At 72.7% G+C, this 22,738-nt stretch carries 24 protein-coding genes; 9 read left to right on the plus strand and 15 right to left on the minus strand.

The annotated features are described in order from the left end of the window. Positions 1-127 precede the first annotated feature (127 nt). The gene (locus AB0G28_RS09435; protein WP_361085316.1) at positions 128-838 is read right to left on the minus strand and encodes a TIGR03089 family protein; all 711 of its coding nucleotides are present in this window, start codon (positions 836-838) and stop codon (positions 128-130) included. 107 nt (positions 839-945) lie between these two features. Between AB0G28_RS09435 and AB0G28_RS09440 the strand changes: the two genes are divergently transcribed. Next, positions 946-1,782 (plus strand): NAD(P)H-binding protein, encoded by an 837-nt coding sequence (locus tag AB0G28_RS09440; RefSeq protein ID WP_361085319.1) that lies wholly within the window; start codon positions 946-948, stop codon positions 1,780-1,782. On the opposite strand, the gene AB0G28_RS09445 is transcribed toward AB0G28_RS09440, so the two are convergent. Then, the gene (locus AB0G28_RS09445; RefSeq protein ID WP_361085322.1) at positions 1,775-3,016 is read right to left on the minus strand and encodes an LCP family protein; all 1,242 of its coding nucleotides are present in this window, start codon (positions 3,014-3,016) and stop codon (positions 1,775-1,777) included. The two genes, AB0G28_RS09440 and AB0G28_RS09445, sit on opposite strands and share 8 nt — an antisense overlap. A 37-nt stretch (positions 3,017-3,053) precedes the next feature. Further along, a complete protein-coding gene (locus tag AB0G28_RS09450; protein WP_361085325.1) occupies positions 3,054-4,577 on the minus strand; it encodes an LCP family protein in 1,524 nt (507 codons plus the stop codon). A gap of 138 nt (positions 4,578-4,715) precedes the next feature. Here AB0G28_RS09450 and rfbB point away from each other — a divergent pair, with 138 nt between their 5' ends. Continuing rightward, a complete protein-coding gene (gene rfbB, locus AB0G28_RS09455; RefSeq protein ID WP_361085328.1) occupies positions 4,716-5,705 on the plus strand; it encodes a dTDP-glucose 4,6-dehydratase in 990 nt (329 codons plus the stop codon). A gap of 11 nt (positions 5,706-5,716) precedes the next feature. After that, on the plus strand, positions 5,717-6,616 hold the full coding sequence (gene rfbD / locus AB0G28_RS09460; protein ID WP_361086262.1) for a dTDP-4-dehydrorhamnose reductase: 900 nt from the start codon (positions 5,717-5,719) through the stop codon (positions 6,614-6,616). On the opposite strand, the gene AB0G28_RS09465 is transcribed toward rfbD, so the two are convergent. Genes AB0G28_RS09465 through AB0G28_RS09475 form a run of 3 tightly spaced genes read right to left on the minus strand, consistent with a single transcriptional unit; the run spans position 6,602 to position 11,150 of the window. Next, the gene (locus AB0G28_RS09465) at positions 6,602-7,687 is read right to left on the minus strand and encodes a glycosyltransferase family 1 protein (RefSeq protein ID WP_361085331.1); all 1,086 of its coding nucleotides are present in this window, start codon (positions 7,685-7,687) and stop codon (positions 6,602-6,604) included. The genes rfbD and AB0G28_RS09465 overlap by 15 nt on opposite strands. Continuing rightward, positions 7,680-10,181 carry a glycosyltransferase gene (locus AB0G28_RS09470; RefSeq protein WP_361085334.1) on the minus strand — a complete coding sequence of 834 codons (2,502 nt, stop codon included), beginning with the start codon at positions 10,179-10,181 and terminating at the stop codon, positions 7,680-7,682. Before AB0G28_RS09470 ends, AB0G28_RS09465 begins: the two co-directional genes overlap by 8 nt. Positions 10,182-10,214: 33 nt before the next feature. Then, a complete protein-coding gene (locus tag AB0G28_RS09475) occupies positions 10,215-11,150 on the minus strand; it encodes a glycosyltransferase family 2 protein (protein ID WP_361085337.1) in 936 nt (311 codons plus the stop codon). Between the two features lie 9 nt (positions 11,151-11,159). Between AB0G28_RS09475 and AB0G28_RS09480 the strand changes: the two genes are divergently transcribed. Next, positions 11,160-12,236 (plus strand): glycosyltransferase family 1 protein, encoded by a 1,077-nt coding sequence (locus tag AB0G28_RS09480; protein WP_361085340.1) that lies wholly within the window; start codon positions 11,160-11,162, stop codon positions 12,234-12,236. Between the two features lie 73 nt (positions 12,237-12,309). Beyond that, positions 12,310-13,440 (plus strand): glycosyltransferase family 1 protein, encoded by a 1,131-nt coding sequence (locus AB0G28_RS09485; RefSeq protein WP_361086265.1) that lies wholly within the window; start codon positions 12,310-12,312, stop codon positions 13,438-13,440. Between the two features lie 123 nt (positions 13,441-13,563). On the opposite strand, the gene AB0G28_RS09490 is transcribed toward AB0G28_RS09485, so the two are convergent. Next, entirely contained in the window at positions 13,564-14,097 is a 534-nt protein-coding gene (locus tag AB0G28_RS09490; RefSeq protein WP_361085343.1) for a hypothetical protein, read from the minus strand. Positions 14,098-14,230: 133 nt separating this feature from the next. Here AB0G28_RS09490 and AB0G28_RS09495 point away from each other — a divergent pair, with 133 nt between their 5' ends. Next, a complete protein-coding gene (locus AB0G28_RS09495) occupies positions 14,231-15,091 on the plus strand; it encodes a glycosyltransferase family 2 protein (protein ID WP_361085346.1) in 861 nt (286 codons plus the stop codon). On the opposite strand, the gene AB0G28_RS09500 is transcribed toward AB0G28_RS09495, so the two are convergent. Beyond that, on the minus strand, positions 15,088-15,534 hold the full coding sequence (locus tag AB0G28_RS09500; RefSeq protein ID WP_361085349.1) for a hypothetical protein: 447 nt from the start codon (positions 15,532-15,534) through the stop codon (positions 15,088-15,090). The two genes, AB0G28_RS09495 and AB0G28_RS09500, sit on opposite strands and share 4 nt — an antisense overlap. 141 nt (positions 15,535-15,675) lie before the next feature. On the opposite strand from AB0G28_RS09500, the gene AB0G28_RS09505 reads away from it, so the two are divergent. Together AB0G28_RS09505 and AB0G28_RS09510 are read left to right on the plus strand one after the other, a co-directional pair. Then, positions 15,676-16,764, plus strand: a complete 1,089-nt coding sequence (locus AB0G28_RS09505) for an NDP-sugar synthase (protein ID WP_361085352.1) — start codon at positions 15,676-15,678, stop codon at positions 16,762-16,764. Positions 16,765-16,767: 3 nt separating this feature from the next. Continuing rightward, on the plus strand, positions 16,768-17,664 hold the full coding sequence (locus AB0G28_RS09510; protein ID WP_361085356.1) for a DNA-3-methyladenine glycosylase 2 family protein: 897 nt from the start codon (positions 16,768-16,770) through the stop codon (positions 17,662-17,664). Between the two features lie 41 nt (positions 17,665-17,705). Here AB0G28_RS09510 and AB0G28_RS09515 read toward each other — a convergent pair whose 3' ends face one another. The 7 genes from AB0G28_RS09515 to AB0G28_RS09545 are packed head-to-tail and all read right to left on the minus strand — an operon-like array spanning position 17,706 to position 22,445. Continuing rightward, positions 17,706-17,984 (minus strand): hypothetical protein, encoded by a 279-nt coding sequence (locus AB0G28_RS09515; RefSeq protein WP_361085359.1) that lies wholly within the window; start codon positions 17,982-17,984, stop codon positions 17,706-17,708. Further along, positions 17,984-18,349, minus strand: coding sequence for a GntR family transcriptional regulator (locus AB0G28_RS09520; protein WP_361085362.1), 366 nt, complete (start codon positions 18,347-18,349; stop codon positions 17,984-17,986). Before AB0G28_RS09520 ends, AB0G28_RS09515 begins: the two co-directional genes overlap by 1 nt. Then, positions 18,346-18,792 carry a hypothetical protein gene (locus AB0G28_RS09525; RefSeq protein ID WP_361085365.1) on the minus strand — a complete coding sequence of 149 codons (447 nt, stop codon included), beginning with the start codon at positions 18,790-18,792 and terminating at the stop codon, positions 18,346-18,348. The genes AB0G28_RS09520 and AB0G28_RS09525 overlap by 4 nt, the downstream gene beginning before the upstream one ends. Positions 18,793-18,819: 27 nt before the next feature. Further along, entirely contained in the window at positions 18,820-19,365 is a 546-nt protein-coding gene (locus AB0G28_RS09530) for an NUDIX hydrolase (RefSeq protein ID WP_361085368.1), read from the minus strand. Then, entirely contained in the window at positions 19,362-20,756 is a 1,395-nt protein-coding gene (locus tag AB0G28_RS09535) for a coenzyme F420-0:L-glutamate ligase (RefSeq protein WP_361085371.1), read from the minus strand. The genes AB0G28_RS09530 and AB0G28_RS09535 overlap by 4 nt, the downstream gene beginning before the upstream one ends. Beyond that, positions 20,692-21,681 (minus strand): 2-phospho-L-lactate transferase, encoded by a 990-nt coding sequence (cofD, locus tag AB0G28_RS09540; RefSeq protein ID WP_361085374.1) that lies wholly within the window; start codon positions 21,679-21,681, stop codon positions 20,692-20,694. Before cofD ends, AB0G28_RS09535 begins: the two co-directional genes overlap by 65 nt. Then, on the minus strand, positions 21,678-22,445 hold the full coding sequence (locus AB0G28_RS09545; RefSeq protein WP_361085377.1) for a GNAT family N-acetyltransferase: 768 nt from the start codon (positions 22,443-22,445) through the stop codon (positions 21,678-21,680). The genes cofD and AB0G28_RS09545 overlap by 4 nt, the downstream gene beginning before the upstream one ends. A 58-nt stretch (positions 22,446-22,503) precedes the next feature. On the opposite strand from AB0G28_RS09545, the gene AB0G28_RS09550 reads away from it, so the two are divergent. Further along, entirely contained in the window at positions 22,504-22,686 is a 183-nt protein-coding gene (locus tag AB0G28_RS09550; RefSeq protein ID WP_361085380.1) for a hypothetical protein, read from the plus strand. Positions 22,687-22,738: the final 52 nt, after the last annotated feature.

Consider the following 22,738-nt stretch of genomic DNA (forward strand, 5'->3'; position numbering starts at 1 on the left):
CCTGCTCGGGGGACGCAGGCGCGCCGGTCGCCCCGCGGAGGTGGGCGAACTCCAGAACGCCTGACCCGCAAGTCCGTGAAGGCCTCCTTACCGGCTCTTATGGCCGGGAAGGAGGCCTTCACGGCTTTTACGCCGGGAGGTCGGCCGTGGTGCGTTCGGCGTCGCGGCGGGCGCCGAGCTTCGACGGGTCCGCGTTGCTCACGTGGACGAGGTGGGCGCCCGCGGCCAGGGGGACGAGCAGGCCGTCGAGGATCCCTTCCGGGCCGTCCCAGTCCCGGGTGGACAGTACGCGGTCGTCCGCGGTGAGGCCCAGCTTGGCCGCGCGCGCCCTGGCTTCCGCCAGTACCTCGTCCACAGTGGACTCGAAGAGTGCCGCCGTCGTGCCGGGGATCCGGAAGAGCGGGCTGAACTGGTCGCCCGCGGCCCGGGACTCCGTCAGGTAGTCGAACGCGCCACCGCCCGGCGGCTCGGCCAGCCCGCGGCCCATCGGGTCCAGCGTCACGACGGCGGTCGCGGCCGCGCCGGTCGGCTCCGGGTCGTCCGGCCCGACGAACGCCAGCCGTGCGCCGGCACCCTCGGACACCACGCGTGCCCCGCACCACCAGGACCCGAGCAGGACGCCGACGGTCTGCCAGTGCGCCGGGAGCTGCACGGCCACGGCGTCGCCCGGTTCGACGTCGAACTCCTCGGTCAGCCAGTTGGCCGTCTTCGCCGCCCAGTTGGCGGTCGTCGCCACGGACAGCTCGACGCGGCTGCCCAGCTGGTCGTCGTAATGGGTGATCAACGGTTTGGCGGGCGAGGCCAGCAGCGGCCGCAGCAGCTCGTCGGTCAGGCTCATGGGGACAAGGCTAAGGCGCGGACCACGGGCTTCGCCGGTTGACACCGGATCGGCGACCTGAGTAGCTTTGCTTTGCAAGCAAATCTATCTCGGAGTGGGGGTCTGCCATGACCGTTCTCGTCACCGGCGCGCGCGGGCACGTCGGGCGAGCCGTGCTCGACGCGCTCGTCGCCGCAGGTCAGGACGTGCGTGCCTCGAGCCGCGACGCCACGACGCTCGACGTCCCGGAGGGCGTCGCCAAGGTCAGCGCCGACCTGGAGGATCCGTCGACGCTGGACGCCGCGCTCGACGGCGTCACGTCGGTGTTCCTGTACACGCAGCGGCAGGGCATCGACGGCTTCGTGAAGGCGGCCGAAGCGGCCGGGGTGCGGCACGTGGTGCTGCTGTCGTCGAGCGCGACGCTCGAACCGGACGCCGCTCGGAGCCCCATCGCGCGCCTGCATCGCCTGGTGGAGGAGGCGCTGATCGCGGCGCCGTTCGGGGAGACGCTGCTCAACCCGGGGGCGTTCGCGACGAACGTCTTGGGCTGGCGCGCGGACATCGCCGAGGGTGTCGTCCGCACCCCGTATGCGGACGCCCGGATCGGTGCCATCCACGAGCAGGACATGGGCGACGTCGCGGCGAAGGTGCTCGCGGACGGCTCACATCTCGGAGCGGCGCTGCACCTGACCGGACCGGAGCCGATCAGCTTCCGGGAGCAGGCGGCCGTCCTCGCCGATGTCCTCGGCCGGCCGTTGCCGGTCGAGGAACTGACGCCCGAGCAGGCCACGGCGCGGATGGTCGCGCTGGGCTGGCCGCCCGAGGTGCCGCCAGGGGTCCTTCGGGCGTGGGAACGGACGACGCGAGAGCCGTCGGCGGTCACCGACGTCGTGCGCGAGGTGACCGGGCACGCGCCGCGGACGTTCCGGCAGTGGGTGGAGGACCACCGCGCCGACTTCAGTTGACGCAGGGGACCCCGGGGGAGTCCTGGAGCAGCGGCGCCGCGTCGGGGGCGGCGCCGCTGCCGGACCCGCCGCCGCCCGGGGCTCCGGCCGCCGCCGAGGCCGTGCGGCCCGCCAGGCTCGCCACGAAGTCGCGGACCGCCTTCGGGTCGATCTGGACGATGCTCTGGCCGTCTTCGCTCCGGCCGTTCGCCGTGATCACCGGGATCGTCGCGAACGTCAGGTCGCCCGAGGCGAGGCCCTTCGCCTGCTGCGCGAACTGGAGCAGGTCGAGACCCGGGTCCACGGTCAGCGACCGGTGCACCGCGTCCATCAGGTCGTTCAGCATGCCCGGGTCGGCCAGCGTGCCCGCCGACAGCAGCTGGTGCAGCGCCGACGACAGGAACGCCTGCTGCCGCACGATCCGGTCCAGGTCGCCGCGCGGCAGGTTCTTGCGCTGCCGGACGAACGACAGCGCTTCGCCGCCCGACACCGTCTGCTCGCCGCGGCGGAAGTTCGCTCCCGAGTCCTTGTCCTCGGTCGCGTGGTTCAGGCACACCTTGACCCCGCCGAGCGCCTCGGTGAGCAGGTAGAAGCCCAGCAGGTTGATCTCGGCGTAGTGGTCGATCCGCACCTGCGTCAGGTCCTGCACCGTCTGCACCAGGACCCGCCGGCCCTCGGTGTCGGAGTCACGCTCGATCTTCGCCTGGTCGCGCTCGCCCTGCGCGCGCAACGCCTGCGCGAAGTGCGCCTTCGCGATGCCGTACGCCGAGTTGATCTTGGCTTGGCCTCGGCCGGGGATGGCCGTCCACGTGTCGCGCGGGATCGAGACCGCCGACGGCTTGCCGCCGTTCTTCGGCACCCGCAGCAGCATCACCGTGTCGGTGTTCACCGCGCCGTTGTTCGCCTCGGTGCGCAGCTGCCGCAGCATCTTCGCCGGCAGCGGGTTGCCCTGCGCGTCCGTCCGCGCGTCGCTGCCGACGAGCAGGATGTCGTCCGCGCCGTCGTCCGCGGGCGGTGGCGCGGGCTCGCCGGCCCGCGGGGTGAGGGCGTCGGTCGTCGGGACCGTGCTCTGCAGCTGGTCCTTGGTGACGTAGGCGTAGCCGCTGGCGCCGAGCGCGAGCACGGACACCAGGCCGACGGCGACCCGGCGGGTCACCCGGCCGACGCGCCGCGCCCGGGAAGGGACCGGCGACGGCTCGTCGCTCTCAGTCACCGTCTCGGTGGCCGCGTCCGGCTCTTCCTGGTCGTCTTCCACGCTGGTTCACCCTCCCCGGCCACCCTGCGTACGCAGTCTAGTTGACGCAGGGCACGTCGCCCGCCGTGATCGGCGGCGCGGCGGGGGCGGTGGACGCGGGTGGCGAGGATGGCTTCGAGGCCGTCGACGCCGGCGCGCCGCCCGGTGCGGCGGCCGAGCTGCGGAAGTCCTTGCCCAGCAGGACGCGCACGTGCCCGGCGGTCACGTCCCGGTCCGGCTCGGCCTGGACCGTGGTGCCGAGGGCCTGCTTGACCAGGGCCAGCGCGGTGTCGTCGGCCGGGTTGTAGCGGACCACGGTGGTGTTGCGGGTGCTCAGCCGCTGGTCGGCGGCCAGCGTGAAGCCCTTGCCCTGCAGCATCGTGTGCGTCTGGCCGGCCAGCGACGGCGACCCCGAGCCGTCGAACAGCTCGATCGTGACGGCCTTCGCGCCGGGCAGCTGCGTCGACGTCGGTTCGGCTGGGCTGTCGCCGTCCGACGTCAGCCGCGCCACCTCCGCCGCCACCTGGGCCGGGTCGACGCGCAGCACGTCGGCGCCGCCGATGTTCGCGTTGCCGAGGGTGGGGATGGTCTGGAACTCGATGTTGCCGCCGGTCAGCCCGCGCATCTGCTCGGCGAACTCCGTCAGGTCCCAGCCCTGGGACAGCACGACGGACTTCTTCACCGCCGCGACCAGGTCGGCGATCTTCACCGGGCTCGTCAGCACGTCGGTCGAGATCACCTTGCGGGCCAGCCCGGAGAGGAACGCCTGCTGCCGGGCGATCCGGTCGAGGTCGAATCGGGGCAGGCCGTAGCGCTGGCGGACGAACGCGAGCGCCTGCACGCCTTCGATCGTCTGGCGCCCGCCCGGCAGGTCGACGCCGGACTTCGCCTCCTTGACCGGGCCCTTGAGACAGACCTCGACGCCGCCGATCGACTTGGTGATCTCGTAGAAGCTCGCCAGGTTGACCTCGGCGTAGCGGTCGATCATGCCCGGCTTGCCGATGAACTTCTCGATCGTGGCGATGAGGTTCTTCCGCCCGGCGACCTTCGCCTGCGCGTCGGCCTCCTTGAGGTCGGTCATGCCCTTGCGCTGCAACGTCCGGTAAGTGTCCGTGTACGCGTAGACGAACGCGCTGTTGAGCTTGTGCTTGCCGTAGCCGCCCGCCAGCTCCACCCAGGAGTCGCGCGGGAACGAGATCGCGATCGCCTGCTTCCCGTTCTGGGGGATGTGCACGAGGATCATCGTGTCGGTGTTCAGCTCGCCGTCGGAGACGCCGGCGTGCAGCATGTCCAGCACCTCGCGGGGCAGGGGATTGCCCTGCGCGTCGGTGCGGCTGTCCTGGCCCACCAGCAGGATGTCGACCGCGCCGTCGAGCGGTTTCGCGTGCGCCTCGGTGTCGGCGAAGACGTTCGTCGTGGTCAGCCCGCTGTTCGGGTCGCCGATGAAGTTCCAGCCGTACCAGGTCACGGCGAGGACGGCGACCGACAGCGCGGAAAACAGGACCTTGCCGCCGCGGCGCGCGAAGGTCGCGCCGCTGTGCTTCCGGCGCGCCGGGACGGTCGGCGCAGCCTCTTCGGTCACGCGCTTCCTCCCCTGTGAACCCCGTGCTTCCCCCAGGACACCCATGTGCGTCCAACCAGACTCTACTGAGACTGGTGTGGGACCTCCGTAGGCTGGGGGGCGAACGGCCCCGCCCGGGGCGTGAGGAAAGGCGGGATTATGCGGGTCCTGGTCACCGGTGGCGCGGGCTTCATCGGGTCGCACTACGTCCGGCAGGTGCTGACCGGTGCGTACCCGGCGCTGGATGACGCCGGGGTGGTCGTGCTGGACAAGCTCACCTACGCGGGCAACGAAGCCAACCTGGCCCCGGTCGCCGCCGACCCGCGCCTGGAGTTCGTCCGCGGCGACATCTGCGACACCGCGCTGGTCGCCGACGTGATGCGCGGGGTCGACCTGGTCGTGCACTTCGCCGCCGAGTCGCATGTGGACCGCTCGATCCTCGGCGCCGCCGACTTCGTGCTGACGAACGTCCTCGGCACGCAGAATCTGCTGCAGGCGGCCCTGGAAGCCGGGGTCGGCAAGTTCGTGCACGTGTCCACCGACGAGGTGTACGGCTCGATCGAGCACGGATCGTGGACGGAAGACCACGTCCTGGAGCCCAACTCGCCGTACTCGGCGTCGAAAGCGTCTTCCGACCTGGTGGCGCGCTCGTTCTTCCGCACCCACGGGCTGCCGGTGTGCGTCACTCGGTGCTCCAACAACTACGGTCCGTACCAGTTCCCGGAAAAGGTCATCCCGCTGTTCGTGACGAACCTGCTCGACGGCCGGAAGGTGCCGCTCTACGGCGACGGGCTCAACGTCCGTGACTGGCTGCACGTGGACGACCACTGCCACGGCATCCAGCTGGTCGCCGAATCGGGCCGCCCCGGCGAGATCTACAACATCGGCGGCGGCACCGAGCTGACCAACCGCGAGCTGACGGAGAAGCTGCTGGAGGCGGTCGGCGCGGGCTGGGACAGCGTCGAGCCGGTCGAGGACCGCAAGGGTCACGACCGCCGGTACTCGGTGGACATCACCAAGATCACCGAGGAGCTGGGGTACGCTCCGCGCGTGTCCTTCGAGGACGGTCTGGCCGCGACAGTGGCCTGGTACACGGAAAATCGCGCGTGGTGGGAGCCCTTGGCCGGGCGGGCCGCGCTCAAGAAGTAGAGGAAGTGCCTGTGCGGCTGACGGTGCTCGTGCCCGGGGGTTCCGGGCAGCTCGGCCGGGATCTCGCCGCGCTGGCGTCCCCTTCGGTGGACGTCGTGGCTCCGGGTTCGGCCGAGCTGGACGTCACCCTGACCGGCCAGGTGCTGGCGTCGGTCGGCGCACTGGCCGAGCGGGCGCGCGAGACCGGCTCGGCGCCGGTGGTGATCAACGCGGCGGCGTACACGGCGGTCGACGCGGCGGAAACCGACGAGGAGCGCGCGTTCGCGGTCAACGCCGACGGCCCGCGCGTGCTCGCGGCGGCCTGCGCGTCCCGGCGGGTGCCGCTGATCCACGTGTCGACGGACTACGTGTTCCCGGGAGACGCGGCACGGCCGTACGAGCCTTCCGACGAGCTGGGCCCGCGTTCGGCGTACGGCCGCACGAAGGCGGCGGGCGAGGACGCGGTGCTCGGGTCCGGCGCGTCGTCGTGGGTGGTGCGGACCTCGTGGCTCTACGGCAAGTCCGGGGCGAACTTCGTGAAGACCATGGCGCACCTGGAATCCACCCGGGACACCTTGTCTGTTGTGGACGATCAGGTCGGTGGTCCCACGTGGACCGCCGACCTGGCTTCCGGGCTCATGGAGCTGGCTTCCCGCGTCGCCGCCGGGGACGGGCCGGAGCGGCGGATCCTGCATTGCACGAACTCGGGTGCGGTGAGCTGGTGCGGCTTCGCGAAGGCGATCTTCACCCGGCTGGGCGCGGACCCGGACCGGGTGAAGCCGTGCACGACGGCGGAGTTCCCGCGCCCGGCACGGCGTCCGGCGTACTCGGTGCTGTCGCCGAACTCGTGGCGTGAAGCCTGGCTGACCCCGCTACGCCCGTGGGAAGAAGCGTTGGACGGCTACTTCGCGGCCGGTTCAGTGACGGCCTGAAGCGAGCCGGTACGCGCCGACCGTCAGTTCCGCGCACGTTCGCCACGTGAAGTTCGCCGCGTGGGCGCGGCGGGTCGCCGACGTCGACACCGCGTGCGGGTCCGTCACCGCCGTGCGCAGCGCCTCCGCCAGGCCGTCCACGTCGCCGTACGGGACCAGGCTCGCGCACTCGCCCGCCACCTCGCGCAGGGCCGGGATGTCCGTGCACACCACCGGGACGTCCGAAGCCATCGCCTCCAGCACCGGCAGCCCGAACCCCTCGTCGCGCGAAGGCAGCACCAGTGCCGACGCTCCCGCGACCACCGTGCGCAGGTCCACATCGGACAGATAGCCGGTCTGGACCCGCCGGGCTCCCCGGGGGAACGGGCCCGGGCCCGCGAACACCAGGTCCGGCAGGTCGGGCGCGGACTCGTGGGCGCGGGCCAGCCAGTCCAGGCCCTTCCGCGGCCCCGCCGCGCCGGCGAAAAGCAAGTAGCGAGCGGGCAAGCCGAGCCGTGCCCGGCGCTCGTCGTCCGGCGGGCGCGCGGTGAACCACGCCGGGTTCACGCCCAGGGGCGTGACCACGATCTTGTCGCGCGAGACGTCGAGGCGCTCGGCCACCGCGTCGGCCACCGCGGCCGTCGGCGTGCAGATCACGTTCGCCCGGCGTGCGCCGCGGCGCACGAGCTGCGGCAGGTCGCGGTCGCTCGGCGCCAGCTCTTCGGGATTGTCGAAGAAGGCCAGGTCGTGGATCGTCACGACGCCGGCGGCGCGGAACCGTCCCGGCAGCACGAAGTTCGTGCCGTGCACGACGTCGGTCGGGCCGGCGAACAGCTCCACCGGCGGGAAGTCCGAGCGCACCCACGCCATCCGCAGCAGCCGCGCCGCGACCGGCATCCCGCGGGCCTGCGCGCCGTACGGCAGCACGTGCCGCAGCCGCCGCCAGCCGCGCAGCGTGAACGCCACCGCGCGCGTGTCCACTTCCGGGATCGAGACCAGTTCTTCGCTCAGCGCGGCCGTGTACCGGCCGATCCCGGTGCGCGCGCCGAGGAGCGGGGTGCCGTCGAGGAGAACACGCAGGGATCTAGCCACGGCGGAGCCGTTGCTTGGCGACCTTCAACGCCCGGCCGCCGACGCGCCGCGCCAGCTCGCCGGGACCGCCCGCCGCGAGGTACTCGCGGACCAGGTCGACGTCCCGCCGCAGCAGCTCCCGGCCGCGCACCGCCGGCGTCTTCACCAGGTCCGCCGACCCGGGCAGCCGGTCGGCCGCCGGCCGCGGGTCCCGGCAGAACTCGACCAGCGGCTTCAGCGCTTCCGGCCACGCGTACCGCTGCGCGACGACGGCGATCCGCTCGACGCAGCCCGCGGCGAACTCCTCGTCGTACAACGCCTTTTCGAGCGCCTCGGCCAGCGCAGCGTCGTCCTCGGCCGGGACGACGACGCCGAGCCGCTCCGCCCGTACCAGGTCGGCGAAGGCGTCGCCGTCGGTGGTGACGATCGGCAGCCCGGCCCACAGGTAGTCCAGGACGCGGGTGCGGAACGCGAAGGTCGTCTCGACGTGCTCGTAGTGGGTCGTCACGCCGCAGTTCGCGTCGAGCAGCCAGTTCTGGCGGTCGTGGTAGGGCACCCACTGCTCGTTGAAGTAGACGTGCTTGCCGGTCAGCCCCAGCGAGTCCGCCAGGCGGATCGTCCGCGTGCCGATGTCCATCTCGGCGACCTCGGGGTTCGGGTGCTTCATGCCGAGGAACACGAGCCGGACGTCGCCGCGGTTCCGGCGCAGCCGGTCGATGGCGCGGACCAGCGTCAACGGGTCGAACCAGCTGTACACCCCGCCCGCCCACAGCACGACGTGGTCGGTCCCGCCGATGCCCAGCGACGACCGCAGGCCCGGCCCGGTGCGCACCGGCGGCTCGGGCGAGAGCCCGAAGGGGACGACCGCGAGCAGCGACTGCGTCGTCGGGTCGGCGTCGTAGAGGCGCGGCGACAGCCGGCCCATCGCGGCCAGGTGGCCGAGCCAGAAGTGGCGCTGCCGCTCGGACGCGCAGAGGAAGAAGTCGCCGCGTTCGAGCTGGGCGTCCAGGACGCGCGTGACGCCGGCGAGGTCGGCCGCGCGCTTGTCGTCGGCGACGCCCTTGCCCTGCTCCAGCAGCTCGAGGTGCATCGGGTCGTAGAGGTCGGCGACGACGATCTTGCTCGCGTGTTCCTTCTTCAGCGACGGCGCCAGTTCGAGCACGTGGCCCTGCAGGACGACGATGTCGGCCCAGGCGATCGGCGCCTCCAGCTCGCGGAACTTGCCCGCGCTGACCCGGAACGGCGCGGGCGGCGGCGTCGCGAGCGGGTTGGTGGTGACGAGGTGGACGTCGTGCTCGGCGGCCAGCGCGAGGGCGATGTTCCAGGCGCGGATCGCCGGGCCCGCCATCCGCTCGGTGAGCGCGTCGCCGGTGATCACGAGGATCTTCCGGCGCTGTCCGAAGGCCTTCTCGATGCCGAACGCCTCGACGAGGATGTCGTGCGCGGCGAGGTAGCGCGGCAGCGGGTACGCGGGCTCCAAAGCCTTGCGCAGCAAGGGAAGCAGGTCGGCGTCGGTCCGGACGCGGGCGGCCTGCTCGACGGCGCGCGCCTGGGCCAGCGACGGCAGCTGCTCGACGAACTGGTCGATGGCCAGGATCCCGGCGAGGGTGGTCCGCGGGATGGCGACGGCGCCGGACTCGATCGGGCCGACGCCCTGCTCGAGGTCCAGCTGGGTGGCGTCCAGCTCGCCGCGGGCGGTGGCGCGGCGCACGGCCAGGGCGAGTGCCGCGGGCAGCGCGCGGGCCAGGGTCTCGTCGGAAAGGTTCTTGTAGAGCGCGGCCAGGGCGTTGCGCTCCAGGAGGAAGGTCTCGCGGCCGGTCTCCGGCGCGTCGACCGCCGCCATCGTGCCGTGGTGGCGGTGGAACGCCCGCGACTCGGGCACGTACCGGACGCGCCAGCCGCGGAGGTTGAGCCGCCAGCCGAGGTCGACGTCCTCGTAGAACATGAAGAACCGTTCGTCGAAGCCGCCCAGCTCGGCGAACACGCTCGCCCGGACGAACATCGCCGAGCCGGTGCCGAACAGGACGTCCTTCGCGACTTCGTGCTCGGCCGCCGGGACGTCGGCCAGGGGCGAGCCCGCGTGGCGCTTGTAGCCCATACCGAACCAGGTCAGGCCGCCGTCGACGAAGTCGGTGCCGGTGCCGTCCCAGTCGAGGACCTTGCTCGCCACGGCGGCGACGCGGGGCTGCGCGCGCAGCTCGGCGACCGCGGTGGAGACCCAGCCCGGCGCCGGGCGCGCGTCGTTGTTGAGGAAAGCGAGGACAGTGCCCTTCGCGTGCTTCGCGCCGAGGTTGCAGCCACCGGCGAACCCGAGGTTGCACCCGGCCTCGATCACGCGGGCCTGGGGAACGGCTTCGCGCAGCCGCGCGGCCTCGTCGGAGTTGTCGACGCAGATCAGCTCGAGCTCGGGGTAGTCGTGCTCGGCGAGCGCGCGCAGGCAGGTGATCGTGTCGTCGGCGCCGCGGTAGTTGACCACGATCACCGAGACGAGCGGTTGCGGATCCCCCTGCGCCAAAGCCTGCTCCTCGTCGTTGATCCTGGCGCAAGCTTAAAGGCCTGCCCATGCCTCCCAGACCGCGCCTCGGCCCAGCGTCGCGCGGCGGGTGATCTTGCGACGGGCGAGCAACGTCCCGGGTAGCCGGACGGCCACTTCGACCAGTACGCGGGAGCGCAGGCCGAGCCGGAAGTTCGCCGCTTCCGGACGTCCCGGCCGCAGGGGCAGCACCGCCGTCAGCACGGCGAACTTGACCAGTTGCTTCACCGCGACGTCGAGCGGGGCGCAGCGCAGCAGCATGAGCAGGCGGTTGCGCTCGTTCCAGCGGTGGAACAGCGGCGAACCCAGTTCGCTGCTGACGCCGTGCGCGTGCCGGACGCGGGCGCCGGGCACCGCGACGACGTCCCACCCGGCCAGCCGCAGCCGCCAAGCCGTGTCGGTGTCTTCGTAATAACAGAAAAACCGGGCCGGGACGCCGCCGACGGCACGCAGGGCGTCGGTGCGCAGCAGGGCCGCGCCACCGCAGAAGCCGAACACCTCGCCGGCGGGCTCGGTGACGTCGGCGCCGTGGCCGTCGGCGGTCAGCCGCACGCCGGCGGACTGCGTCGTGCCGTCGGGCCGCACGAGCAGCGAGGTCGAGGCGGCGGCCAGCGGTGCCTTTTCGAGGGCGTCTTCCAGCGTGGCCAGCCAATCCGGTGACGGTTCGGCATCGTCGTTCAGCCACGCCATCAGCGGGGTCCGGACCATTTCGAGCGCGGCCGCGAGCGCGCCCGCGTAGCCGGTGTTGCGGGGCAGCCGGACTACTTGCGGGTGCGAAGGATGGGCCGCGAGCAGGGCCGCGGTGCCGTCGTCGGAGGCGTTGTCCACCACGAGCGTCCGATGTGGACGCGTCTGCGCGGCGAGCGCGTCGAGGCACGCCGTGACGTGGCCGGCACCCCGCCAGGTCACGACTACCACCGTGGTGGCGGGATTCGCGGTCACGTCCCGCACAATAGCCGCGTGCCCGAACTGGTCGTGCTCGCCGAGCAGCTCCTCGCGCCCGTGCCCGGTGGCACCGGGCGCTACACGGCCGAGCTGCTTCCCGCGCTCGCGAAGTCCGCGCCGCCGGGCTGGACGGTGTCCAGCGTCGTCGCGCGGCACGCCGACGTCGGCGCGGCCAGGCTGGACGGCGTCGACGGCCCCCGGGTGCTGCGGATCCCGCCGCGGGCGCTGGTCGCCGCGTGGCAGCTGGGCCTGCGCTGGTGGCCGGGCGGCGACGCGGTGCACGCGCCGACGCCGTTCGCGCCGCCGCGCGCCCCGGCCGGGCGGACGCTGAGCGTGACCGTCCACGACACCGTGCCCTGGACCCACCCCGAGACGCTGACCGCGCGCGGGGTGAGCTGGCACCGGTCGATGATCGCGCGGGCCGCGCGCCGCGCGTCCGGGCTGGTCGTGCCGACGCGGGCGGTCGCCGACGAGCTGGCGGTCCTCATCGACGTCGACGTCCCGGTGCGCGTGGTGCCGCACGGCGTGCGCGTCCCTTCGGGCTCGGCCGAGCTGGACCTGCCGGAGGAGTACGTGCTCGCGGTCGGGACGATCGAGCCGCGCAAGGGGATCGACGTGCTGGTCGACGCGGTCGTGGCGCTGGAGGGCACGGTGCTCGTGCTGGCCGGGCAGCCCGGCTGGGGCGGCGTCGACCCGGTCGCGCTGGCGGAGGAGCGCGGCCTGCCCGCGGACCGGCTGCGCGTGCTGGGGAAGGTGTCGGACGCCGAGCTGGCGACCGCGTTGCGCCGGGCGAGCGTGCTGGCGGTGCCGAGCCTCGCCGAGGGGTTCGGGCTGGGCCTGCTCGAGGCGATGGCGGCGGGCGTGCCGGTCGTGCACACCGACGTCCCGGCGCTGGCCGAGGTGGCGGGCGGGGCCGGGGTCATGGTGCCGCGGGGCGACGCCGCGGCGCTGGCTTCCGCGCTGCGTGAGGTGCTCGGTTCGCCGTCGAGGGCGGCGGAGCTGGTCAAGGCGGGGCGGGAGCGGGCCCGGGCCTTCACCTGGCGCCGTGCCGCGGAAGCCGTGTGGGCGATCCACCGGCGCGTGCACGACTAGGCCCGGTTTGCCAGTTCCCCACCATGACGCAGGGTCGCCGCCGTACCCTGCAGGGGTGAGCGATGATCCCCGGGTGCTGATCGACGCGACCGCGGTTCCCGCGGACCGCGGCGGCGTCGGCCGGTACGTGGATTCGCTCGTCGCCGCCCTCGACGCGGACGGGGCCCGGATCACCGTCGTCTGCCAGCCACGGGACCTGGGGCTGTACGACCGGCTGGCGCCGCACTCGCGCGTCGTGCCCGCGTCACCGACGACGACCACCCGCACCGCGCGGCTGACCTGGGAACAGGCGACGCTGCCGCGGCTGGCGCGCCGCCTCGGCGCGGACGTCGTCCACTCGCCGCACTACACGATGCCGCTGGCGACGTCGGCGGCATCGGTGGTCACGCTGCACGACGCGACGTTCTTCACCGACGCGGTCCTGCACTCGTCGGTGAAGGCCCGCTTCTTCCGCGCGTGGACGGCAACGGCGCTCCGGCGGGCGACGCTGTGCGTCGTCCCATCGGCGGCGACGGCCGCGGAGCTGGCCCGGGTCGCCCCGGTGCGGCACGCGTCGCTGGAAGTCATTCACCACGGCGTCGACAGCGAGCGCTTCCACCCGCCGTCTCCTGCGGAGGTAGCTGCGGCCCGGTCTTTTGTCGGGCTCGGGCGGACCCCGTACGTGGCTTTCCTGGGGGCGCTGGAGCCGCGCAAGAACGTGCCGGCGTTGATCCGCGGCTTCGCCCGGGCGGTGGCCGGCCAGCGGGACGCGCCGGCGTTGGTGCTGGCGGGCCAGCCGGGCTGGGACACGCAGGTGGAGCGGGCGTTGGACGCGGTCCCGCACCGGCTGCGCGTGATCCGGGCGGGCTACCTGCCGTTCGGGACGCTGGCGGGGTTCCTCGGCGGCGCGTCGCTGGTCGCGTACCCGTCGCTGGGCGAGGGCTTCGGGCTGCCGGTCCTGGAGGCGATGGCGTGCGGCGCGTGCGTACTGACCACGCGCAGGCTGTCGCTCCCGGAGGTGGGCGGCGACGCGGTGGCGTACTGCGGAGTGGGCGCGGGCGACGTGGCGGCGGCGATTTCGGAGCTGCTGGCGGATCCTTCGCGCCGGGCGGAGCTGGCAACGGCGGCTCAGCAGCGGGCGAAGGAGTTCTCGTGGGCGACGACCGCGGAGCGGCATCGGGAGGCGTACGCCAAGGCCTGGTCCCGCCACCTCCGCACCCGCTGAACGCTGTCGGCCCGGGCAACGGCTGTGGTGAGAGTGGTAAGATTGCTCTGCGAGGTCCCGGTGGGGCCGAGTATGAAAGCCCGTGACGCGTCCGGACGGTCGTCTCGCGGGCTTTTCGCTGTTCTAGGCTTCGATCGGTTCCGTGATCAGCCGGCCGGCGCGGCGCCTCCAGTCGCCACCGGCTCCGAAGCACCAAGCCACCGCGTCGGATACCCACAGAAGGGGCTCTGCCGTGGAGTCGACGTGCTCGTAGATCAGTTCGGTCTTGGACGGGCGGACGCCCAACGCTCGCTGCAGGGTATGGCGATCGTGGCTGTCGCGGTGGTCGCGTGTGTCGAGCACCAGCCGGTGGGCTCGCAGGGTGAGCAGATCTTCGGTGAGCAGGGCAAGACAGCGCTGTCGGGCGGATTCTTCGGTCTTGGGTGAACACGAGCCGAGGTAGAGCCGCGAGGTAACGGGCAGCGCGGCCATGCGGTCGATGAGCATCCTGCGGCGGGGTTCCTTCTCTTTCTTGAAGTGCAGTTCGCGTGCACCGCGGAGCAGGAGCGACATCAAGGCGCGCCTCGTCGGGGTCAGGTGCGCCGGTTCCACGATCGTCGCGCACAGCAGGTAGGCGCCGGGGCGTGCTGACTCGTCGACGAAGGCGTGCACCGTCATCACATCATCATCGCGCGGGTGATCGCGCTCTCCGCAATCGGGTGCATACTTACTGTGACATAGCGATCCGCCTGACCGGGTACGCCCTGTGGGGTGGCGGGGTTGCCCTGCGTGACGAGTGGACAATGGCCGGGTGACTGAGCACTCCCGCTATGGCGACGATGTCGGCGTCGTGACCGTGACCTACTTCTCCGAGGACACCATCGAGCGGTTCCTCGACACCCTCGAGAAGGCCACCGAGCGCGAGGTCAAGGTGGTCGTCGCGGACAACGCGTCCGTCGAAGGTGCCCTCGAGCGGGTCGTCGCCGAGCGGAAGAACGTGCAGCTGCTCGACATCGGGGAGAACGTCGGCTACGGGACCGCCGCCAACCGGGGCGTCGCCGAGCTGGACGACCGCTATGGCTGGGTCGTCGTCGTCAACCCGGACCTCGAATGGGAGCCCGGGTCGCTCGACGCGCTCCTCGAGGTCGCGCAGCGGTGGCCGCGCGGGGGTGCCTTCGGGCCGCTGATCCACGATCCCGACGGCACCGTCTACCCCTCGGCGCGGCTGCTGCCGTCCTTCGGGCGCGGGATCGGGCACGCCGTTTTCGCGAAGGTCTGGCCCGGCAACCCCTGGACCAAGCAGTACCGGCAGGAGACCGGCACCCCGGTCGAGCGCGTCTCGGGCTGGCTCTCCGGCTCGTGCCAGCTGATCCGGCGCGAGGCGTTCGACTCCGTCGGCGGCTTCGACACGCGCTACTTCATGTACTTCGAGGACGTCGACCTCGGCGACCGGCTGGCGAAGGCCGGCTGGCTCAACGTCTACGCGCCGTCCTCGCGGGTCACGCACGAAGGCGGCCACTCGACGTCGCAGGCGTCGGAGAAGATGCTCGCCGCCCACCACGCCAGCGCCTACCGCTACCTCGCCGACCGCCACCAGGGCCTCGCCTGGAAGCCGGTGCTGGCCGCCGTGAAGCTCGGCCTCGCGCTGCGGCTGAAGCTGGAGACCCGCTAGATCCCGTCGAGCCGGCGCGAAAGGTCGGACTTGCCGTTGTTCTGCGTCACCGTCGGCACCAGGCCGGTGTCCTCCGGGTCCGGCTCCTTCAGCGGGCTCGTGATGGGCTCGGCCTGGGGACGGCGGGACAGCGGAGCCGTGACCTGCGGCGCGGGCGTGCTCAGCGGTGTCGTCTGCTGCGGGCGGCGGCCGCCCGGGACCTCCAGCCGCCGGGTCGGCGACGAGCCGGCCAGCGGGTGGTCGTTCTCCTCGATCAGCGACGCCGGCAGCTGCGTCGTCGTGTCGGGATCACTGCTGCGGTCCAGCCCGTCGATCTGCGCTCGCGGGATCTGCTGGGTGTTCGACGAGTCCATCGGTGACGTCGCGCTGTCGGGTGTCACCACGAACACACCGCGCGCCTGGGCTCGTGCGAGCAGGGCGTCCGCCCGATCGCGGGGGTCCATCCCCTCGGCCTCCCGACTGACCCGGGGCCCTCTGGGGAAAGGCCCGCCTGTTTCCTGTCTAGGGTAGGCCCTCGGGGCGACCTCCGTCAGGGTTTCCCACGGCTTGTCGCTCAGCGGTGCGTGATACAAGAGGAGATTTCCGTGACGTCCGAGGTCCAGACCGACGCGGTCGATGCCGTAGTGCTCGTCGGGGGCAAGGGCACGCGCCTCCGGCCATTGACGCTGTCGGCGCCGAAGCCGATGCTCCCGACAGCGGGGACGCCGTACCTGAGCCACCTGTTCTCCCGCATCCGCGAGGCCGGCATCCGGCACGTCGTGCTGGGCACGAGCTACCGGGCGGAGGTGTTCGAGGAGTACTTCGGCGACGGCAAGTCCATCGGCCTGGACCTCGAGTACGTCGTCGAGGAGGAGCCGCTCGACACCGCGGGCGCGATCCGGAACGTGTCCGACAAGCTGCGCGCCGAGCAGGTGATCGTCTTCAACGGCGACATCCTGTCCGGCGCGGACCTGGGCGAACAGCTGCGGGTGCACCGCGAATCCGAGGCCGATGTCACGCTCCACCTGCAGCGCGTGCCGGACCCGAGCCGGTTCGGGTCGGTGCCCACCGACGAGACCGGCCGCGTCCAGGCGTTCCTCGAGAAGTCGCCGAACCCGCCGACCGACCAGATCAACGCCGGCTGCTACGTCTTCCGCCGCCCGGTGATCGAGGCCATCCCGGCCGGGCGGCGCGTGTCGGTGGAGCGGGAGACGTTCCCGCAGCTGCTGGAGCAGGGCGCGCACATCCAGGGGTTCGTCGACGCCTCCTACTGGCTGGACGTCGGCACCCCGGAGGCGTTCGTGCGCGGCTCGGCCGACCTGGTGCGGGGCGTCGCGCCGACGTCGGCGCTGCCCGGCCGGCCCGGTGAGTTCCTGGTGCTCGACGGCGCGTCCGTGGCCGAGGACGCCCAGCTGTCCGGCGGTTCGACCGTCGGCGTCGCGGCCGTGGTCGGCTCGCGCGCGAAGATCCACGGCTCGGTGCTGTTCGACGGCGCCGCCGTGTCGGAGGGCGCGGTGGTCGAGCACTCGGTGCTCGGGCACGGCGCGCGCGTCGGCGCCGGCGCGGTGCTGCGCGGCGTGGTGCTGGGCGACGGCGTGTCCGTCGGGGCCGGCTGCGAACTCCTCGAAGGCGCCCGCGTCTGGCCCGACGTCGTGCTGCCCGACGGTTCCGTCCGCTTCTCGAGCGACGCTTAGCCGATGTTCTGGCGTCCCGCGTTCGAGGTCGACCTGGGCCGGGTCCTGGGTCCGCTGAAGCGCGGCCGCGGGTCGCTCAACATCCTCACCGACGAGCGCGGCATCACCTGGCTCGCGTCCAACACGCCCGACGGCCCCGGCACCCTCGCCCTGCGCCGCCACTCGGACGGCCGCATCGAGGCCGCGGCCTGGGGAGAGGCGAAGGATCGCCTGCTCACCGGGGTGCCCGCGCTGTTGGGGGCGAACGACGACGACTCCGGGTTCGTCGCGCACCACGACGTCGTCGCGCGGGCCCGGCGGGCGAACCCCGGCCTGCGGCTCGGCGCGACCGGGGTGGTGTGGGACTGGCTGGTGCTCGCCGTGCTGGAGCAGAAGGTCGCGGGCAAGGAGGCGATCCGCTCGTGGGCGGAGCTGTGCCGCCGGTTCGGCACGCGCGCACCCGGCCCGGCGCCCGAGCGGCTGCGGGTGCCGCCGACGCCGGTGGCGCTGCGGTCGTTGCCGGAGTGGCACTGGCACCGCGCGGGCGTCGACATCAAGCGCCGGACGGCCCTGCTCAACGCCGCCCGCGTCGCGCCCCACCTGGAACGCGCGGTCGAGCTGGGCGGGCTCGAGGGACGGCACTGGCTGCGCCAGGTCCCGGGCATCGGCGTGTGGACGGCGGCGGAGATCGGCCAGCGCGCCTGGGGCGACCCGGACGCGGTCAGCTTCGGCGACTACAACATCCCCTCGATGGTCGGGAACGCCTTGCTGGGCACCAAACTCGACGACGCGGGCATGGCGGAGCTGCTGGCACCGTACGCGCCGCAGCGGCAGCGAGCGGTGCGCTACCTCGAGGCGGCTGGCCACACGCGCCCGCGGTTCGGCCCGCGGATCGAGCTGCGCGACTACCGCGCCATGTGAGGGCCGGGAAAGTCCATGAAGGGCACCTTCATGGCGTTCGGCTACTGCTGCGGCGGGGGATAGCCGCCCGGCGGGGGCGGGTACGGCGGCTGCTGGCCCGGGAAGCCCTGCTGCGGGTAGCCCGGCGGAGGCTGCTGGCCCGGGTAACCCGGCTGCTGCCCCGGAAAGCCTTGCTGCGGCGGATATCCGGGCTGCTGGTACTGCGGCGGGTACGGCGGCTGCTTCGGCTTGTTCGAGTTCACGACGAGCAGCACCACGCCGACGATGCCGGCGATGACCACCAGCCCGATCAGCAGCATCAGGACCGAAACTCCGAGCATCAGGCGGTTCCCTCGTCGAGTGCGGCGCGGACGATGGCCAGCGCCTCCGTGTCGGCCAGGCCCAGCTTGCGCGTGAGCGCAGCGTACTCGGCCGCGGCCTGCTGGGCTCGTCGGCGGCTCTGGTCACCGGACGCGGCGACGAAACTGCCCGCGCGGCCGCGGGTCTCGATCAGCCCCGCCTCCTCGAGCTCGCGGTACGCCCGCGCGACCGTGTTCGGGGCGATGCCCAGGTCGGCCGCGAGCTGCCGGACCGTGGGCAGTTTCGTGCCCACGGCCAGGCTCCGGTCGTTGATCCGCGTCGCGAGCCCGGACCGGACCTGCTCGAACGGCGGCACCGGCGAGCTGCTGTCGAAAGGGATGATCACCAGCTCTGCGGACCCGCTCCCGGACCCGGCGCCGGCTGCTGGTAAGGGCCCTGCGGCGCGTACTGCTGCTGCGTCGGCTGCGACGGCGGGAACCCCGGCTGTGGCGAAACGGCGGCTCCGGGCTGCTGCGGGAAACCGTGCTGCGGCGACGCCGGGAAGCCCGGCTGCGGCGGGAACCCTTGCTGCGGCGGCGCGAACCCCTGCTGCTGAGGCGGGAAACCCTGCTGCTGGGGTGGGAAACCCTGCTGGAAGCCCTGCGGCGGGAACTGCCCGCCGTTCTTCATCGCCTCTTCCCGGCGCATCTTCGACACCCGCACCGCCACCACGACGATGAACACGATGATCGCCAGGATCAGCAGGCCGACGACGATGTAGCCGAACACCCCGTCGCCGCCGCCGCTGCTGGTGTGGATGTGCACCCGCTCGGGGAACTGCGTTGCCATGTGGTCCCTCCCTGTCCGCGCTCCAGGTTAGTGACCGGCACCGACAGGAACGGCCGCTTTCACCGGATCGGCCAGATCTTCGGAGCCGGCCGGGAGCGCGTCGACCGGCCACCACCGCAGGTCGTCGGATTCGGCACTGCGCACCGGCGAGGCCCCGGGCGGGGCGTGCACCGCGAACCGGACGTCGAAGTGCCGGGTCGGCACCCCGAGCGAGCACGTGATCGGGTGGACGTCCAGGTGCACCGGCTCGGCGGAGATCCGCAGCCCGGCGATGCCGGACTCCTCGGTGGCTTCCCGCAGGGCGGCTCCGGCGAGCGAGACGTCGGAAGGCTCGCAGTGCCCGCCGAGCTGCAGCCACCGGCCGACCCGCGGGTGCAGCGTGAGCAGCACCCGCGTGCCCGTGTGGTCCAGCACGACCGCCGACGCCGTCAGGTGCCCGGCTTCGCACGACCGCTGACAGCTGTCCGGACGAGCGGCGAGGAACCCGAGGAACGCCTGCCGCAGCGACTCCTGGGACGAGACAGCGGGCCGCCACGCGGAAAGCGACGCGACGGCGTCCGTGTGCAGGCTCACCGCTCCAGCAGCCCTTCGCCGGGCGAGACCGCACCCCGCGGGGCCGGCGACTCCAGCGGCACGCCGATCGCGACCGAACCCAGCGGTTGCCAGCGTTCGTCGAGGCCCAGGACGTCCCGGACGATGTCCGCGGCGAAGATCGTCGACCCGATCCAGCACGAACCCAGGCCCTCGGCCGCCAGCGCGACCAGCAGGCCCTGCACCGCGGCCCCGCCGGCGACGGTGAACATCGTCTTCTCGCAGTCGTTGCGGCGGTCGTCGCGGTAGGTGTGCGCGCCGTCCGGCACGAGGAACGGGATGACGACTTCGGGCGCCCGGTACAGGATGTCGCCGCGGCTGAGCCGCTTCGCGATCTGTTCCTCGGTGAACTCGTCCCCGGAGAGGTCGGCCCGCCACGACTCGCGCATCGCGTCCAGGAGCTGCTTGCGCGTCCCGCCGTCGCGCAGCCAGACGAACCGCACCGGGTGCGTGTGGTGCGGCGCGGGCGCGGTCAGCGCGGACGCCACGGCGCGGCGCATCGCGGCGGGATCCACCGGCTCGTCCGCGAACTGCCGCACGGAACGCCGGGCCGGGACGGCTTCCCGCCGGCCCTGCGCGATGGCTTCTTCGGTGCCCAGCCGGAAGAGGTCCTCCTCCAGCGGACGCACCAGATCGCGCGCGGTCGAGCCGTCGTCCTCGAGGAAAAGCCCGCGGACGACGGCGACCGGCGTGCCGCCCAGCTTGCCCTTGACCAGGTCGGCGGCCGCGGCGACCTCGTCGGCGACGGCGACCTCGGTGACGGCCAGCTCGTTGCCCTGCCCGTCGACCTGCCCGCGGTAGGCGTGCAGCACGCGCAGCCCGGACGCGCCGATCGCGGCGTCGGTCTGCCCGACGCGCCAGGCTCGGCCCATGGTGTCCGTGATCACGACTGCCACCTCGACGCCGAGCCGCTCCCGGAGGCCGTTGCGCAGCGCCAGCGCCGAAGCGTCCGGGTCGGCGGGCAGCAGCGCGACCTCGTCACCGGCCACATTGGACGCGTCGATCCCGGACGCGGCCTGCACGATCCCGAGGTGGTTCTGCGTGATCACCGTCCGCGCGATCCGCGCGACGACCCGCACGGCCTCCTGCTCGACGAGCTTGCGGCGCTCGGCGTCCCGGACCTCGGGGTCCGTCGGCACGCGCACGAGCCTGCCTTCGGCCTTCGAGACGATCTTGCTGGTCACGACCAGGACGTCGCCGGACCGCAGCCAGGGCGCGGCGGCCACGATCGCGCCGGTCAGGTCGTCGCCCGGGCGGAACTCCGGGAGCCCGGTGACGGGCAGGATCTCCAGCTTGGGGGAAGCGTGGTCAGACAACAGGGGCTCCAGCCAGTTCGAGGGCGGCGCGGGCCATCGCCGCGGTCGCGTCCACATCGGACATCAGCAGCGGCACGTCCCGGACGGTCACGCCCGGCACATCGGCGGTCTCGCCCTCGGCGATCAGCCAGCCGTCGAGCACGCCGCCGTCCTTGCGCGAGCCGTAGTGGCGGCCTACCGCCTCGGCCGACGTCTCGACGCCGATCGCGGTCAGGCACGCGTCGGCCATCCCGCGCAGCGCCTTGCCGCCGATGATCGGCGACACCCCGACGACGCCGGCGGACGTCTTGCGCAGCGCGGCCCGGACTCCCGGCACGCCCAGCACGGTCCCCACGGAGACGACCGGGTTCGACGGCGCGAACAGCACGGCGTCCGCGTCCTCGATCGCTTCCAGCACGCCCGGCGCGGGCTTGGCCTCGTCGTTGCCGACGGCGACGATCGAGTGCGCCTTCGGCTCGGCGCGGTAGCGCACCCACCACTCCTGGAAGTGGACGGCCTTCTGCTGCCCGTCCTGTTCCGGGTCGTCGATCACGACGTGCGTCTCGACGCGGTCGTCGGACATCGGCAGCAGCCGGACGCCGGGCTGCCAGCGGTCGCACAGGGCCTCGGTGACCGCCGACAGCGGGTAGCCCGCGCGCAGCATCCGCGACCGGATCAGGTGGGTGGCGATGTCCTTGTCGCCGAGGCCGAACCAGGTCGGCTCGGCGCCGTAGGCGGCCAGCTCCTCCTTGACGACCCACGTCTCGCCCGAGTGCCCCCAGCCGCGTTCCTTGTCGATCCCGCCGCCCAGGGTGTACATGCAGGTGTCCAGGTCGGGACAGATCCGCAGCCCGTGCATCCAGACGTCGTCGCCGGTGTTGACCAGCGCCGTCACCTCGTGCTCCGACTCGGACGCACCCTCCGGGGCCATGCCCAGGGCCGCCTTGACACCCAGCAGGAAGCGGGCCCCGCCCACTCCGCCGACCACTACCACGATCTTCACGACGTCGAATCCTCGCACGAGCCGGGTGCGGGCACCCAGTACCGGTATCTGTGGTGCGGGGCGTAGCCGAGCCCCGCGTAGAGCGCGAGCGCGCCCGAATTCCCCTCCGCGACTTCCAACACCGCGCGGTCGGCCCCGTGTTCCGCGCCCCAGGTGTGCACCGCGGCCATCAGCGCTTTGGCCAGGCCACGGCGCCGGAAGGCGGGGGCGACCTCCAGGCGGCCGACGTGCAGCCAGCCGTCGACCAGGGCCCCGCGGACGGCACCGGCCGTGACGCCGTCGAGCGTCGCGACGCCGTAGCCGACCTTCCCGCCGGTCACGACGGCCCGCGCGGCCTCGCTGTCCTCGTCGCGGCCCAGCGTGAGCTCCCACCACTCCGGCGTCGGCTCGTCCGCCACTTTCACGTGAAAGCTCCCACCTGGGGGCCGAGCTTTCACGTGAAAGCTCGGCCTGGTGAGCACGACGACCTCGTGGCCGCGGCGGTGGCCCTTCGCCTCCACCCAGCCTTCGGCGGCGATCGCGCGCTCGGTCGGGCTGTCCCGGACCACCTGCGCCATCGGGGTGATCCCCCGATCGTGGGCGAAGTCACACACCGTCCGCAGTGCCTCCGGCACCGGGCGGCCGGGGTCGCCGACGGCGAGCACGCTGTTCGCGCGGCCGGTGAAGCCGTCCGCCCAGCGCAGGCGCCACTCGCCCAGGAGTTCCACGACGGGTGGTGGCCAGGCTCGGCTGCAGGCGACCTGGAGCGTTTCGGGGGCGTTCACGGCTAGATTGTCCCCAAGGCGGTGAAAGTCGCGGAGCGGATTTCGGCAGGAGGTGGCCGTGGGCATCCAGCGCAAGGACGAGCGGCACAACGAGAAGCTCGTCGACGAGATCTCCGAGGGTTTCAACCGGGCCGTGGGGGAGAAGAAGCCCGAAAGCAACACGGACGAAGCGCCCAAGCCGCGTTTCGTCATCACCGGCGACGCCCGGGCGACCCCGCCCCCGCGCCGCCGGCAGAGGTGAGCACTGGGACATACCTCGGGTATGGCTAAGGCTTGCCTCACCAACCGAACGG

This window comes from Amycolatopsis sp. NPDC021455, from assembly GCF_040640995.1.
Lineage (GTDB): Bacteria > Actinomycetota > Actinomycetes > Mycobacteriales > Pseudonocardiaceae > Amycolatopsis.

Coding starts and splice junctions, on each gene's coding strand:
- AB0G28_RS09440 (WP_361085319.1), top strand. CDS start 946: ATGACCGTTCTCGTCACCGGCGCGCGCGGGCACGTCGGGCGAGCCGTG.
- AB0G28_RS09435 (WP_361085316.1), bottom strand. CDS start 838: ATGAGCCTGACCGACGAGCTGCTGCGGCCGCTGCTGGCCTCGCCCGCC.
- AB0G28_RS09515 (WP_361085359.1), bottom strand. CDS start 17,984: ATGCTCGGAGTTTCGGTCCTGATGCTGCTGATCGGGCTGGTGGTCATC.
- rfbB (WP_361085328.1), top strand. CDS start 4,716: ATGCGGGTCCTGGTCACCGGTGGCGCGGGCTTCATCGGGTCGCACTAC.
- AB0G28_RS09490 (WP_361085343.1), bottom strand. CDS start 14,097: ATGACGGTGCACGCCTTCGTCGACGAGTCAGCACGCCCCGGCGCCTAC.
- AB0G28_RS09510 (WP_361085356.1), top strand. CDS start 16,768: ATGTTCTGGCGTCCCGCGTTCGAGGTCGACCTGGGCCGGGTCCTGGGT.
- AB0G28_RS09535 (WP_361085371.1), bottom strand. CDS start 20,756: ATGTGGACGCGACCGCGGCGATGGCCCGCGCCGCCCTCGAACTGGCTG.
- AB0G28_RS09525 (WP_361085365.1), bottom strand. CDS start 18,792: ATGGCAACGCAGTTCCCCGAGCGGGTGCACATCCACACCAGCAGCGGC.
- AB0G28_RS09500 (WP_361085349.1), bottom strand. CDS start 15,534: ATGGACCCCCGCGATCGGGCGGACGCCCTGCTCGCACGAGCCCAGGCG.